The sequence below is a fragment of the Ensifer sp. GW101-20A05 genome, from assembly GCF_059424735.1.
In genome coordinates, this window is sequence record NZ_JBWKZT010000005.1 from 249396 (window position 1) to 263292 (window position 13897).

At 62.4% G+C, this 13897-nt stretch carries 12 protein-coding genes and 1 tRNA gene; 2 read left to right on the forward strand and 11 right to left on the reverse strand.

Annotated elements, in window-relative coordinates:
- Positions 1-144: 144 nt before the first annotated feature.
- From AC070A_RS15570 to tesB, 4 genes are all read right to left on the reverse strand, one after another.
- Positions 145-2799, reverse strand: coding sequence for an FtsK/SpoIIIE family DNA translocase (locus tag AC070A_RS15570; protein WP_112995660.1), 2655 nt, complete (start codon positions 2797-2799; stop codon positions 145-147).
- Between the two features lie 233 nt (positions 2800-3032).
- A complete protein-coding gene (locus tag AC070A_RS15575; RefSeq protein ID WP_112995661.1) occupies positions 3033-4457 on the reverse strand; it encodes an ammonium transporter in 1425 nt (474 codons plus the stop codon).
- Between the two features lie 27 nt (positions 4458-4484).
- Positions 4485-4823: a P-II family nitrogen regulator gene (locus AC070A_RS15580; RefSeq protein WP_057254936.1), complete on the reverse strand. Its 339-nt coding sequence runs from the start codon at positions 4821-4823 to the stop codon at positions 4485-4487.
- A 234-nt stretch (positions 4824-5057) separates the two neighbouring features.
- Positions 5058-5942: an acyl-CoA thioesterase II gene (gene tesB, locus AC070A_RS15585; RefSeq protein WP_112995662.1), complete on the reverse strand. Its 885-nt coding sequence runs from the start codon at positions 5940-5942 to the stop codon at positions 5058-5060.
- 84 nt (positions 5943-6026) lie between these two features.
- Between tesB and AC070A_RS15590 the strand changes: the two genes are divergently transcribed.
- A complete protein-coding gene (locus AC070A_RS15590) occupies positions 6027-7241 on the forward strand; it encodes a ubiquinone biosynthesis hydroxylase (RefSeq protein ID WP_112995663.1) in 1215 nt (404 codons plus the stop codon).
- Positions 7242-7450: 209 nt separating this feature from the next.
- Here the strand turns inward: AC070A_RS15590 and AC070A_RS15595 are convergent, their stop codons facing one another.
- The 4 genes from AC070A_RS15595 to AC070A_RS15610 form a co-directional block, all read right to left on the reverse strand.
- Positions 7451-7639 (reverse strand): Trm112 family protein, encoded by a 189-nt coding sequence (locus AC070A_RS15595; RefSeq protein WP_057254939.1) that lies wholly within the window; start codon positions 7637-7639, stop codon positions 7451-7453.
- Positions 7640-7649: 10 nt separating this feature from the next.
- Entirely contained in the window at positions 7650-8330 is a 681-nt protein-coding gene (locus AC070A_RS15600; RefSeq protein ID WP_057254940.1) for an LON peptidase substrate-binding domain-containing protein, read from the reverse strand.
- 197 nt (positions 8331-8527) lie between these two features.
- A complete protein-coding gene (trxA, locus tag AC070A_RS15605) occupies positions 8528-9502 on the reverse strand; it encodes a thioredoxin (RefSeq protein WP_057254941.1) in 975 nt (324 codons plus the stop codon).
- A 58-nt stretch (positions 9503-9560) separates the two neighbouring features.
- Positions 9561-10070 (reverse strand): prolyl-tRNA synthetase associated domain-containing protein, encoded by a 510-nt coding sequence (locus AC070A_RS15610; RefSeq protein ID WP_113736952.1) that lies wholly within the window; start codon positions 10068-10070, stop codon positions 9561-9563.
- A 248-nt stretch (positions 10071-10318) separates the two neighbouring features.
- On the opposite strand from AC070A_RS15610, the gene AC070A_RS15615 reads away from it, so the two are divergent.
- A tRNA-Gly gene (locus tag AC070A_RS15615) sits at positions 10319-10393 on the forward strand.
- A gap of 189 nt (positions 10394-10582) precedes the next feature.
- On the opposite strand, the gene AC070A_RS15620 is transcribed toward AC070A_RS15615, so the two are convergent.
- From AC070A_RS15620 to metA, 3 genes are all read right to left on the reverse strand, one after another.
- Positions 10583-11599, reverse strand: coding sequence for an aldose epimerase family protein (locus tag AC070A_RS15620; RefSeq protein WP_112995664.1), 1017 nt, complete (start codon positions 11597-11599; stop codon positions 10583-10585).
- A gap of 160 nt (positions 11600-11759) precedes the next feature.
- A complete protein-coding gene (locus AC070A_RS15625; protein WP_057254944.1) occupies positions 11760-12944 on the reverse strand; it encodes a vWA domain-containing protein in 1185 nt (394 codons plus the stop codon).
- Positions 12945-12947: 3 nt separating this feature from the next.
- Positions 12948-13880 carry a homoserine O-acetyltransferase MetA gene (gene metA, locus AC070A_RS15630; RefSeq protein WP_057254945.1) on the reverse strand — a complete coding sequence of 311 codons (933 nt, stop codon included), beginning with the start codon at positions 13878-13880 and terminating at the stop codon, positions 12948-12950.
- Positions 13881-13897: the final 17 nt, after the last annotated feature.

Here is a 13897-nt window from a genome sequence, read left to right on the forward strand (position 1 = left end):
TCAAGGCGCTACTTTCGAGCTTCAAGGCTCGCGCTCTCACATGACCGTTACCAGTTCGGCCCCGCAATCCGGTGCGGGATCGCCGTGTTGATCTATCGGCGTAACTCCGGACGAAAAATGCCCCGAGATCCTGCCGAAATTGCTTTATTCCTCGGTCGGAACCAGGATTTCGCGTTTTCCGGCGTGGTTCGCCGGGCCGATGATGCCTTCCTGCTCCATGCGCTCGATCAGCGAGGCGGCACGATTGTAACCGATCCCGAGGCGCCGTTGAACGTAGGATGTGGATGCCTTGCCGTCACGCAGGACGACGGCGACCGCCTGGTCGTAAGGGTCGTCCGAATCGGCGAGATTGGAGGTGCCGGCCGGGCCGCCGCCTTCGCCATCCTCGTCATCATCCTCGGTAATCGCGTCGAGATATTGTGGCACGCCCTGAGTCTTGAGATAGGCAACCACTTCCTCGACCTCGGTGTCGGAGACGAAGGGGCCGTGGACGCGCTGGATGCGGCCGCCACCGGCCATGTAGAGCATGTCGCCCATGCCGAGCAGCTGTTCGGCACCCTGTTCGCCAAGGATCGTACGACTGTCGATCTTCGAGGTGACCTGGAACGAGATGCGGGTCGGGAAGTTGGCCTTGATCGTACCGGTGATGACGTCGACCGAGGGGCGCTGCGTCGCCATGATGACATGGATGCCGGCGGCACGCGCCATCTGGGCGAGACGCTGCACCGCGCCTTCGATGTCCTTGCCGGCGACCATCATCAGGTCGGCCATTTCGTCGATGATGACGACGATGTAGGGCAGCGGCGTGAGGTCGAATTCCTCGGTCTCGTACATGGCTTCGCCCGTCTGGCGGTCGAAGCCGGTCTGCACTGTGCGGGTGATCTGCTCGCCCTTGGCAAGCGCCTGCTCGACGCGGCTGTTGAAGCCGTCGATGTTGCGCACGCCGATTTTCGACATCTTCTTGTAGCGCTCTTCCATCTCGCGCACCGTCCACTTCAGCGCGACCACCGCCTTCTTCGGGTCGGTGACGACGGGCGAAAGCAGGTGCGGAATGCCGTCATAGACGGAGAGTTCGAGCATCTTCGGGTCGATCATGATCAGGCGGCACTGATCCGGGCGCAGGCGATAGAGCAGCGACAGGATCATGGTGTTGATCGCGACCGACTTACCCGAACCGGTGGTGCCGGCAACGAGCAGATGCGGCATCTTGGCGAGATCGGCGACCACGGGTTCGCCGCCGATCGTCTTGCCGAGCGCCATGGCAAGGCGCGCCTTGGAGGTCTCGAAGTCGCGCGAGCCGATGAGCTCGCGCAGGTAGACGGTCTCGCGCCGCTGGTTCGGCAGTTCGATGCCGATGGCGTTGCGGCCGGGAACGACGGCGACGCGGGCAGCGATCGCGCTCATCGAGCGGGCGATGTCATCGGCAAGGCCGATGACGCGGGACGACTTGATGCCGGGCGCCGGCTCCAGTTCATAGAGGGTTACGACCGGGCCGGGGCGGACGTGGATAATCTCGCCCTTGACGCCAAAGTCCTCAAGCACACCCTCGAGCATGCGGGCATTCTGTTCAAGCGCGTCCGGTGAGAGCGATGCGTCGCGGCCGACGTTCTTCGGTTCCGCAAGGAAATGCATTGGCGGCAGCGTGAAGTCGCCATCGTCTTCGACGAAGGAGCGTTGGGCTTCACGCTCGATCCGCTGGCCAGTCTTCGGACGGGGAGCCGGCGTTGCCACGCGCGAGCCCGACTTCGGCAGACCCTGCTTCGGCGGCGCTGCTCGCGGCGCCCAGTCGGCTGCCGGATCGTCGTCTTCGTCGTCGGGCAGGATGCCGGCGGGGCGACGCTCGTCGATATCGAAGGGCATGTCGTCGTCCTCGTCATCGGCCATGATCGGCGGCGGCGTGACGACACGGCGTTCGGAGCGGTCGAGCGAGGGTTCGATGCGGTCGCCGGCGGCCATCGGCTTCGGCCGGACCGGCTCGTTCAGCGTGCCGAACTCGTCATTGTTGAAATCGTAAGGCTCGTCATACTGGCGCTTGGGCGAACTGCGCGTGCCGCTCATGCCGAAAATGCGGCGCACGCGTGCGTGCATGGTGTAGCGCATATGGGCGAAGGAGCCCATCAGCAGGGTGAAGGGGCCCTCGCTGTCGTCCTCGTCCAGCTCGTCGCGAACGGTGCGCGCCTTGCTCGGCGTCGGCTCGACAACCTCTTCGTCTTCTTCTTCATCGCTGACGCCGATGAGGCCGGCGCTGTAGATCAGGCACCAGGCGGCCGGTGCGGCGAAGATGCAGGCGAGTACGGTCGCGAGCGTGCCGGTCGGGAATGCGCCGGTGAAGAGTGCCGGGAAGCGGAGAATCATATCGCCGAAGACGCCGCCGAGGCCGTTGGGCAGCGGCCAGGTGATCGGGGCGGGGACGCAGCTCAGCGCCGCGCCGGCAAGCACGGAGCCGATGAACCAGACGCCAAGGCGCTTGAAGGTCTTGTCGAAGCGCTTGCCGCTGATCAGCACCAGCGCCCAGGCGACAGCCGGCAGCAGGGCGACGACGCTGGCAAGGCCGAAGAACTGCATGAAGATATCGGCAAAGGCCGCACCCGGATAACCAAGCACGTTGGTCGGTGCTTCCGATGTGGCGTAGGAGAAGCTCGGGTCGGCGACGTTCCATGTCGATAGCGCCGCGACGGCCAGCGCCAATGCGCCGAACAGCGCAAAGCCCGCCAGCGACGCGATCTGTCGCCAAACGAAGGTGGTTAGCACGAACCGGTTGGAACGGCTGTCAAGCGTTGCCGGATTGCTTCTGCTCATGTTGCCTGCTGCCCGTCTCGATCTCTAGGGCGCATTGCGCGCCATGGAATCAACCTAAGCGGAGTACGGTTAATGCGACATTAACCATGCGTAGTTGCCGCTAAAATAGCGGTGGTTGACCTGAAGATCGGCATGAAAAAGGCCCGGACCTTTCGATCCGGGCCAAGGGCGATCCGCATCAGACGGATCGCGACGGGACTATGAGCGGCGCCAGATTCGACGCTGCAATCCGCTTAGATGTGGTAGGCGGCTTCGCCGTGGGACGAGAGGTCGAGGCCTTCGCGCTCGGCTTCGACGGAGACACGCAGGCCGACGATCGCGTCCACGATCTTGAAGATGATGAACGAACCGATGCCGGACCAGACGACGGTGACGAGCACGCCCTTGAGCTGTGCCAGGACCTGGGTTGCCACGCCGGGATAGCCCGCCGCGAAATCCGCGGTCGAGTAGTCGACGATGCCGGCACCGCCGAGCGCCGGATTGACAAGAATGCCCGTGGCGATCGCGCCGAGGATGCCGCCGACGCCATGAACGCCGAAGACGTCAAGGCTGTCGTCGTAGTTGAACTTGTTCTTCACGACGTCGACGAAGAAGTAGCAGACGGGGGAGACGATGAGACCGAGCACAATCGCGCCCATCGGGCCGGCAAAGCCAGCGGCCGGCGTGATGGCGACGAGACCGGCGACGGCACCGGAGGCCGCACCAAGCATCGAAGCCTTGCTGCGGACGAGCGTTTCGACGACCGCCCAGGAGATGATGGCAGCGGCAGTTGCGAGGAATGTATTGATCATCGCGAGGCCGGCATAGGCGTTGGCTTCAAGGTTGGAGCCGGCGTTGAAGCCGAACCAGCCGACCCAGAGCAGCGATGCGCCGACCATCGTGAGCGTCATCGAATGCGGAGCCATGATTTCCCTCTTATAGCCCGTACGCTTGCCGAGCAGGATGGCGCCGACGAGGCCGGCAATACCGGCATTGATGTGGACCACGGTGCCGCCGGCAAAGTCGATCGCGCCGAAGGAGAAAATCAGGCCGGTCGGAGCCGTGTAGGCGCTCGGGCCGCCCCAGAACCAGACCATGTGGGCGATCGGGAAGTAGACGAAAGTGACCCAGAGAATGACGAACAGGACGACGGCCGAAAACCGGATGCGCTCGGCAAAGGCACCGACGATCAGCGCCGGCGTGATGCAGGCGAAGGTCATCTGGAACACCACGAAGACGTATTCGGGGATGAACACGCCCTTGGAGAAGCTCTCGGCGAGCGTTGTCGTATCAACGCCGGCAAGGAACATCTTCGAAAAGCCGCCGACGAACGGGTTGAGCGAGCCGCCGTCAGTGAAGGCCAGCGAGTAGCCGTAGGTGACCCAGATAATCATGACGATCGCGGTGATCATCAGTACCTGCATCAGAACCGACAGCATGTTCTTGGCGCGCACCAGGCCGCCGTAGAAGAGCGCAAGGCCCGGAACGGTCATGAGGAGCACGAGGATGGTGGACAAGAGCATCCAGGTGGTATCGCCCTTGTCGGGAACCGGGACGGCGGCAACAGCCTCCGTTGCAGCCGGGGCTGTTTCCTGTGCGAAGGCGACAACCGGCGCAAGCAAGGCGGCCGTCAGCGCGCCGAGGCGTCCAAGAGAGGTGGAAAGTTTCGTTGATGACATCGAGTAGTGCTCCCTGAACGGCGTGATTTACAACGCTTCTGAATCGGTTTCGCCGGTGCGGATGCGCACGGCATGGTCAATGGCGTAGACGAAGATCTTGCCGTCGCCGATCTGGCCGGTCTTGGCGGCTGCGGCGATCGCTTCCACCGCCATGTCGACGAGCTCCGAGGGAACCGCGATTTCGATCTTCAGTTTCGGCAGGAAGCTGACGGCATATTCGGTGCCGCGGTAGATTTCGGTGTGTCCCTTCTGGCGGCCGTAGCCTTTGACTTCGGTCACGGTCAGGCCCTGGATGCCGACAGCAGTGAGGGCTTCGCGAACCTCATCGAGCTTGAACGGCTTGATAATGGCCATCACAATTTTCATCTGGTTTCATCCTTGTTCGCCTCCGGAGGAGGCCATCTCTCCTTGCTGCGGAGCGCCAGTGCGCCGTGCAACCGGACTATGACATTCAAGGGGCGTGCCAGATTCGGATGACTGTTCTAAGTCTATGAAAAACAATGGGAAAAACGGACGCCGCAGCGACAATGCTGCGGCGCATCAAAAAATCGTCAATTTAGAAGATTAAAAAATAGGCAGATTGAAAAAACTGCCCGTTTTCTATTCAGTTGCCTTTTTCCGGATCAGCCCTTCCTGGGCGACGGAGGCGATCAGCACGCCGGAACGCGTAAAAAGGCTGCCTCTGGTCATCCCGCGGGCACCATGTGCACTCGGACTGTCCTGGGTATAGAGCAGCCAGTCGTCCATCTTGCAGGGGCGGTGGAACCACATGGCATGATCGAGGCTCGCAACCTGCAGGTTCCGATCGAAGACCGAGGTGCCGTGCGCATAGAGCGAGGTGTCGAGCAGGGTCATGTCGGAGAGATAGGCAAGGATGGCCGCCTGGATATGGCGTTCGTCCGGAACCGTGCCCACCGCCTTGACCCAGACATCCTGGATCGGCTTGCCGTCGTTGCGGGTGAAATAATGCTGCAGCGAGGCCGGGCGGATCTCGATCGGTCGCGGCCGCTCCCAGTAACGCCGGATCGCCTCCGGCGCATGCACGAGGAATTTCTCCTTCAGTTCCTGTTCGCCCGGCAAGGTTTCCGGCATGGGGAGTTTCGGCATTTCGATCTGGTGGTCGAAACCGTCCTCGTCATACTGGAACGAGGCGGACATCGAGAAGATCGCCTTGCCGTGCTGGATGGCGACGACGCGCCTTGTGGCGAAGCTCGAACCGTCGCGGATACGGTCGACCTCGTAGATGATCGGCACGGATGGATCGCCCGGCCGCATGAAATAGGCATGCAGCGAATGGACGAAGCGGCCCGCGTCGACGGTGCGCTGGGCCGCCACCAGTGCTTGGCCGATGACCTGGCCGCCGAAGACGCGTTGCCAGCCGACCTGCGGGCTCAAGCCGCGGAACAGGTTTTCCTCCAGCTTCTCGAGATCGAGAATGGCGAGCAGCGCATCCATGGGCGTGGTGGTCTCGGTGGGGCGCGACATTTCGGCTGTCTCCGATGGTAGGAACGTCGATGGCATTGATCTATATAGACATAAAACGATGCTCAAGTGCGACGGAGAAAGCCGATGCTCGATGTCTTGATTGCCGGTGGCGGCTATGTCGGCCTTTCGCTCGCCTTATCCCTGAAAAAGGCGGCGCCGCATCTCAGCGTCATGGTGATCGACGGCGCGCCGGAAGGCGCCTGGAAGAAGGACCAGCGCGCCTCGGCGGTTGCGTCGGCTGCCGAACGCATGCTCGACGTGCTTGGCGTCTGGGATCAGATCGTGCCGGAGGCGGAGCCGATCCGCCGCATGGTGATTACCGATTCGAAGGCGGCCGATCCGGTGCGCCCTGTGTTTCTGACGTTCGATGGCGACAGCGGCGATGGCCGGCCCTTCGCCCATATGGTGCCGAACACGGCAATGGTCGGTGCGCTGCGCGGGGCGTGCGAGGACCTTGGCGTCGTCAATCGTCAGTCGACGATGGTCGAAACCTTTAAAAGCGGGGACCATGCGGTCGCCGTCACGCTCGCCGGCGGCGAACAACTGGAAGCGCGCCTGCTCGTCGCCTGTGACGGCGTACGCTCCAAGCTGCGCGATGCCGCCGGCATCAAGACGGTCGAATTCGACTACGGCCAGTCCGGCATCGTCACGACGGTCGAGCACGAGCGGCCGCACGAGGGCACGGCGGAGGAGCATTTCCTGCCGGCCGGTCCGTTTGCGACCCTGCCGCTCAAGAACAACCGCTCGTCGCTGGTCTGGACCGAGCGCACCGAGGACGCCGAACGCCTGGTCGCCGGCGACGATTTCCTGTTCGAGGAAGAGTTGGAGCGCCGCTTCGGCCACAAGCTCGGGCACCTGAAGGTGGTTGGCGGGCGGCGGGCCTTTCCGCTGGGCCTGACGCTTGCGCGCGATTTCGTCAAACCGCGTTTCGCGCTTGCCGGGGACGCGGCCCACGGCATTCATCCGATCTCGGGGCAGGGGCTCAATCTCGGCTTCAAGGATGTGGCGGCGCTCGCGGAAACGATCGTCGAGGCGGATCGCCTCGGGCTCGACATCGGCTCGCTCGCCGTGCTCGAGCGCTACCAGAGCTGGCGGCGGTTCGACACCTTCCGCATGGGGGTGACGACCGACGTGCTCAACCGGCTGTTTTCCAACGATATCACTCCGGTTCGCATCGCCCGCGACTTCGGCCTCGGTCTGGTCGACCGGCTGCCGTCTCTCAAGAATTTCTTCATTCGCCAGGCGGCCGGGATTGCCGGCGAGGCGGATCCGCGGCTCTTGTCGGGCGAGCCGATCTGAACATCGACCTGAGGATTGCCCCTCACCCTAGCCCTCTCCCCGCAAGCGGGGCGAGGGGACTCGGTCGAATGCGTGGCACTGTCTTGATGTCGAAGAGAAGAGGTTGGCGCCGAGTGCGCCACGAGGTTCCTTCTCCCCGCCTGCGGGGAGAAGGTGGCCGGCAGGCCGGATGAGGGGCTAAAAACTCCGCATCAAAGAAGGCCGCGCCCTCAATCCTCGATCTTGCGGGCTTCCGAGACCAGCATGATCGGCACGCCGTCGCGTATCGGATAGGCGAGGCGGGCCTTTTCCGAGATGAGTTCGTTGGCTTCGGCGTGGTAGCTGAGGCGCCCCTTGGTCAGCGGGCAGACGAGCAGTTCAAGCAGTTTCGGATCGACCTTGCTGGCGTTGATATCCATTATCCGTCGCTCACTGCAGGATGCTGTCCATATCGCCGAAGTCGCGCGCGAGCACGATCTCGGTGATGGCGATCAGGGTTTCCGCGCGTGTCTTGAGATCGGGCGCTTCGAGCAGCGCCTGTTTTTCTGCCGGGCCGTAGGGCGACATCATCGCCATGGAATTGACCAGGGTGCGGTTGCTCGCCCGTTCGACGCTTTCCCAATCGGCCTTGAGCTTGTTGGCTTCGAGATAGGCCTTGAAGGCGGCAAGCAGAGCTGCCCGGTCGACGAGAGTTTCATCGTCACGGTTTTCGAGATCGGCGGCAAAGGGGCCGATGCGGAAACGGCGGTAACCGCGCGTCGCTGAGACTTCCGAAAACAGCCGGTAGCGGCAGACGCCGGTGAGCGAGGTGATGTAGCGGCCATCGCCGGTCTCGGCGAAGGAGGTGATGCGGCCGATGCAGCCGACCTCGCAGAGCGCCTGCATCGGGCCGGTGGCAGTCTCGCTGCGGCCTTCGCAGAAGGAGGGTTGCACGATGCCGATCAGGCGGTTGCCGGAGAGCGCGTCATCGAGCATGGCAAGGTAGCGCGGTTCGAAGATGTTGAGCGGAAGCTGGGCGCCGGGAAGCAGCAGGGCACCGGTCAGCGGAAACACCGGAATGATCTCCGGCAAGTCCTTCGGACCGAGATAGCGTGCATTTCCGACGTGCATTTTCCGATAGACCTTGCAGATGTCCGCTCTTGCCCCGCCAAGGAAGCGTGGTCAACCAGACCAAAAGATGGTGCATTCCTTGAAAATCTCAAGGGACGAGCACACCGATCTTCATGGGTGAATGTGGATCGTGATCAGACGTACTTACGAAAAAGGGGTGCAAACAGCGCCCCTCCTCGAAAAAAATGCCTGACGGTTCAGGAGAACAGGATCGACGAGAGCTTGCGCCGTGCGGCGATCGTTGCCGGATCCTTCGGTCCCCAGACCTCGAAGAAGGAGAGCAACTCGCGCCGCGCGCCGTCGTCGTCGAAAGTTCGATCGCGCTTCATGACCGTCAGCAGGTGATCGGCCGCAGCCGTCCGGTCGCCTTCGACATTGCGGATCTTGGCGAGCAGCACGCGCGCCTCATGATCATCGGGATTTGCGGCAAGGCGCCGCTCGAACTCATTGGGATCGCCGAGCTTGCGGGCTTCCTCGATCTGGTCGAGCTTCTTGCCGATGGCCGCAATGCCTGCGTCCTTGGCAAGGTCTTCCGGCAGCCCGGAGAGCGCTTCGCGGGCTTCGGCGACCTGGCCGAGCGCGATCATGCAATCGACCATGCCGGCGATCGCCACGACGTTTTCGGGGTCGGCCTGAAGCACGGCGCCGTAGAGGCCGGCGGCGTTCTGGGCGTCACCGGCGTCGAGCAGCGCCTTGGCATCGGCGAGAACCGCTTCGATCTCGGCCTTGCTGTCGTCGACGGCCGGACCGGCGATCTTTTCGATGAATTGCTTGATCTGGCTTTCCGGCACCGCGCCCATGAAGCCATCGACCGGACGCCCGCCGACGAAGGCGATGACGGCGGGGATCGACTGGATGCCGAGCTGTCCGGCGATCGAGGGATGATCGTCGATGTTCATCTTCACGAGTTTGACGCGGCCTGCGGCTTCCGTGACCACCTTTTCGATGACGGGGGTCAGCTGCTTGCAGGGGCCGCACCAGGGCGCCCAGAAATCGACGAGAACCGGCTGCTGCCTGGAGGCGTCGAGCACGTCCTTGGTGAAGTTGGCAGTGGTGGTTTCCTTGATCAGGTCACCGTCCGACGCGGCCGCCGGCGCCGGCTGACCGAAAGAGGCCGAAGCCGTCATCTGAGTGCCGAAAGACCCTGCATAGGGATTGTCGCTGCCCGTCATTCTTCTCTCCTCGCCGGCTCGTCTGCCAGCTTACTGCATTCGCGCCAAAGATCGTATGTCAGGCCGTGACTTTCAAGACAAGCGGTTCGTGTCCGGTCGCTTCCATGAAGCGCAGCAGATCGCTGGATGCGATCGAGGTCGTCGCGTCATTGGAGAGCGGATGGCAGTTGACGATGTCGAACTTCATCAGCTCCTCGTCGAGGATCATCTTGACGTTGCCCTCGATGTCATTGATCGCGCCGAAGGCGGTCACGGCACCTGGAATGACGCCCAGATATTCCATCAGCTTCTCCGGCTTGCCGAAGGACACCTTGCTTGCCGCACCGATCACCTGGTGAACGGTCTTCAGGTCCACCGTCGCGTGTTCCTCGACGGTGAGCAGGAAATAGTTGTCCTTCTTGTCCTTCACGAAAAGGTTTTTCGTGTGGCCGCCAGGGATCTCGTCACGCAGCGCCACCGATTCGGCGACGGTGAACACCGGCTCGTGGCTCTTGGTTTTATGCTCGATCCCAAGTCCGTCGAGAAAATGAAAGAGGTCTTCGGCGGTCTTCGGCTGTGATTCACTCATGATTCTCATCCCTTGGGCATTCGTTTCGCCTCTGCTTTAGGGGAGAAGCCGGTGGCCGCGCAATCTCACAGGCGGCGGCAGCGGCCGAAAACGCGGCATTTCCGGGCTTCGCGAGGGGTCTCCAAAAAAATATTCGATTTCTCGTCATTTCCCTGTTGCATTCCAAAATCGCTTAGGCCATATACCGCCCGTCGCCGCAAGACAGCGACGCCACGGTCCACCGACTACCCCCGGACCGCGGTTTATGAGCGGGTGTAGCTCAGGGGTAGAGCACAACCTTGCCAAGGTTGGGGTCGGGCGTTCGAATCGCCTCACCCGCTCCAATTTCTCCCAACCACTTCATTTCACTGTTATTTTGGAAATGAACGGCATCCGCCGTCAGGCGCATTGCGCTTCGCAACCGGATGCTTCGCCATGCGAACACCTGTCGGCGATCGGACAGCACGACGGTCCTTTGGAACGTTCGCCGTCCCTTCCCTTGTCGCTAGAGATCGTCGACGCCCGCGCGCCACTCAGCTCTTCATGAAGACGTAGTCCGTCTCCTGCCGGCGGATCTCACCGGTGCGCAGTACCGCGTTCGGGAAGCCGGCATGGTTGATGGCGTCCGGCCAGATCTGGGTTTCCAGGCAGAAACCGGCAAATGGGCCATAGCGGCGTCCCTCGAGGCCGGGGACGGTGATGTCGAGCTTTGCGCCGGTATAAAGCTGTACACCAGGCTCGGTCGTCAGCACTTCCATCGTGACGCCGGAATTGATGCTACGGGCAAGCGCCACCGAATGTTTCGTCATGCGCTCGTTCGAAAGGCAGAAATTGTGGTCGTAGCTGATGCGCTCGCCCTCGGTCTGGCGACGCATCGACGTCATTTCGCGGAGATCGAAGGCGGTGCCCTCGACCGCACGGATCTCGCCCGTCGGCACCTGGCGTTCGTTGGTCGGCAGGTAGTGGTCGGCGGCGATCATGATGTCGTGTCCGAGCGCGTCGACAGTGCCGTCGAGATTGAAGTAGCTGTGCTGGCAGACATTGGCGAGCGTCGGCCGGTCGGTCTCGCTCTCGTAGACGACGCTCAAGACGCCGCCGGGCTTCAGCGCGTAGGTGCAAGTGACCTTGCAGTTGCCGGGATAGCCGGCGCGTCCATCCGGATCGGTAATGGTGAGCGTCACGCTATCAGGCGTCTGGCGGCCGATCGTCCAGTTGCGCTTGCCGATATTGTCGCTGCCGCCGTGCAGGTGGGTGACACCCTTCTCGTTCAGTTCGAGCTGGTAGGTCTCACCGTCGAGCGTGAAGCGCCCGTCGGCGATCCGGTTGGCGCAGCGCCCCGGTGTCGCGCCGAGATAGGGCGAATGGGCGAGATAGCTTTCGAGATCGGCGAAACCGAGCACCAATGGCGGCTCATGGCCTTCCAGGCGCAGGTCCTGAATCACCGAGCCCCAGGTCAAGACATGGGCGGTGAGGCCGCCACCGGAGAGCACCATACGATGGACCGGCTCGCCGGACGGCAGATGGCCGAAGATTTCCGTGTTCTGATGCATGTTCACCGCTGGCTCCCTCTTCGCGACCGCAGCAACCTGCGTCATTTCCAAAGGCACGGCAACCGGAAAATCATACTAAATGGGGCCTTGCTTCGTCTCTGGCCTGAGGGCAAAAACGTCTAGCTATTCAAGGTGCTACAGCGACCTCTCTGCGGTCATGTCAGCGCGATAGCTGCTTGGTGGCATCCTGCAGGCCGGCGAGTGTCAAAGGGAACATCCGCCCCTCGAACAGGCTCTTCACCATGCCGATCGACTGGGTGTAGCCCCAGTGCTGTTCGGGCACGGGATTGATCCAGATCGAACGCGGAAAATGCGCTGTCATGCGCGAAAGCCAGAGTGCGCCCGCCTCGTCGTTCCAATGTTCGACCGAGCCGCCGGGATGGCTGATCTCATAGGGGCTCATCGACGCGTCGCCGACGAAGATGGCGCGATAGTCGCCGCCATAGGTGCGCAGCACTTCGGTGGTGCGGGTGATGTCGACGCGGCGGCGACGATTGTCCTTCCACAGACCCTCATAGACACAGTTGTGGAAGTAGAAATGCTCCATATGGCGGAACTCGCCGCGGGCGGCTGAAAACAGTTCCTCGACGATGCGGATGTGATCGTCCATCGAGCCGCCGATATCGAAGAACATCAGCAGCTTGACCGCATTGCGGCGTTCGGGCCGCGTCACCACGTCGAGATAGCCGTGCTCGGCGGTGGCACGGATCGTGCCGGAAAGGTCGAGTTCGTCAGCCGCCCCCTGGCGCACCCAGCGCCTGAGCCTTTTCAGCGCCACCTTGATGTTGCGGGTGCCGAGTTCGACCGTGTCGTCATAATCCCTGAACTCGCGCCGGTCCCAGACCTTGACGGCGCGGCGGTGGCGCGACTGGTCCTGGCCGATCCTGACCCCTTCGGGATTGTAGCCATAGGCGCCGAAGGGGGAGGTGCCGGCGGTGCCGATCCATTTCGAGCCGCCCTGATGCCGGCCTTGCTGCTCCCGAAGCCGTTGGCGCAGGGTCTCCATCAGCTTGTCGAAGCCCCCGAGGGATTCGATCAGGCGCTTTTCTTCCTCGGTCAGGTGTTTTTCGGCGAGCTTGCGCAGCCAGTCCTCGGGGATGACGGCCTCTTCGCCCGTCTCCATGGGATTGACCGCCTCGAGCCCGGAGAAGCAGTGCTGGAACACCCGGTCGAAGCGGTCGATATGGCGCTCGTCCTTCACCAGCGCCGTGCGCGCCAGGAAGTAGAAGGCTTCGACATCGAATGTGGCGATGCCCGCCTCCATCCCCTCGATCAGCGACAGGAATTCCCGGAGCGTCACCGGAACTTTCGCCGCTTTGAGTTCGAGGAAGAAGGGGATGAACATCGGTCAGTCCTGGCTTTCTCCGGTGCCGATCTCTGCGAGATCATAGGGCGTCGTCTGGTACATCTCGTTGATCCAGTTGCCGAAGAAGAGGTGCGCATGGCTGCGCCAGCGGTTCTGCGGCGGCAGGGTCGAATCGTTGTGCGGGAAATAGTCGTGCGGCATCTTGATCGGCACGCCTGCGTCCACGTCGCGAAAATATTCGTCCGACAGCGAGGTCGAATCATACTCCACGTGGTTGAACATGTAGAGCCGGTTGCCCTTTTTCTCGTGCACGAGGCAGACGCCCATCTCCTTCGATTCCATCAGGATTTCGAGGCTGGGCACCTTGTCGATGTCGGCACGCCTGACCTCGGTCCAACGCGAGACGGGGACGGCGAAGTCGTCGGAGAAGCCGTTGAGATAGACCGACGAGCGATTGAGGTTCTGGTGGCGGTAGACGCCAAAGGCCTTCTCGTTCAGCGGATACTTCGGCACGTCGTGGAAATGGTAGATCGCCGCCATCGCCCCCCAGCAGACATTGAGCGTCGAATGCACGTTGGTCTCCGTCCAATCGAGGATGCGCTTCAATTCGTCCCAATAGGTGACGTCCTCGTATTCGAGCGTCTCGACCGGCGCGCCGGTGATGATGAAGCCGTCGAACTTGCGGCCCTTCACCTCGTCCCAGGTCTCGTAGAAAGAAAGCAGGTGATCTTCCGAGGTGTTCTTCGCCCGGTGGGCGCCGATGCGTACCAGCGACAATTCCACCTGCAGCGGCGAGGCGCCGATCAGGCGCGCCATCTGGATCTCGGTCTTGATCTTGTTCGGCATGAGGTTCAGGAGCCCGATCTGGAGCGGGCGGATATCCTGACGGATCGCCACGGTCTCGGTCATCACCCGCACACCCTCATGCACGAGGGTTTCGAAAGCGGGCAGCGTATCGGGAATCTTGATGGGCATGGGCTTCCACTCGATCA

Coding starts and splice junctions, on each gene's coding strand:
- AC070A_RS15570 (WP_112995660.1), bottom strand. CDS start 2,799: ATGAGCAGAAGCAATCCGGCAACGCTTGACAGCCGTTCCAACCGGTTC.
- AC070A_RS15575 (WP_112995661.1), bottom strand. CDS start 4,457: ATGTCATCAACGAAACTTTCCACCTCTCTTGGACGCCTCGGCGCGCTG.
- AC070A_RS15580 (WP_057254936.1), bottom strand. CDS start 4,823: ATGAAAATTGTGATGGCCATTATCAAGCCGTTCAAGCTCGATGAGGTT.
- tesB (WP_112995662.1), bottom strand. CDS start 5,942: ATGTCGCGCCCCACCGAGACCACCACGCCCATGGATGCGCTGCTCGCC.
- AC070A_RS15590 (WP_112995663.1), top strand. CDS start 6,027: ATGCTCGATGTCTTGATTGCCGGTGGCGGCTATGTCGGCCTTTCGCTC.
- AC070A_RS15595 (WP_057254939.1), bottom strand. CDS start 7,639: ATGGATATCAACGCCAGCAAGGTCGATCCGAAACTGCTTGAACTGCTC.
- AC070A_RS15600 (WP_057254940.1), bottom strand. CDS start 8,330: ATGCACGTCGGAAATGCACGCTATCTCGGTCCGAAGGACTTGCCGGAG.
- trxA (WP_057254941.1), bottom strand. CDS start 9,502: ATGACGGGCAGCGACAATCCCTATGCAGGGTCTTTCGGCACTCAGATG.
- AC070A_RS15610 (WP_113736952.1), bottom strand. CDS start 10,070: ATGAGTGAATCACAGCCGAAGACCGCCGAAGACCTCTTTCATTTTCTC.
- AC070A_RS15620 (WP_112995664.1), bottom strand. CDS start 11,599: ATGCATCAGAACACGGAAATCTTCGGCCATCTGCCGTCCGGCGAGCCG.
- AC070A_RS15625 (WP_057254944.1), bottom strand. CDS start 12,944: ATGTTCATCCCCTTCTTCCTCGAACTCAAAGCGGCGAAAGTTCCGGTG.
- metA (WP_057254945.1), bottom strand. CDS start 13,880: ATGCCCATCAAGATTCCCGATACGCTGCCCGCTTTCGAAACCCTCGTG.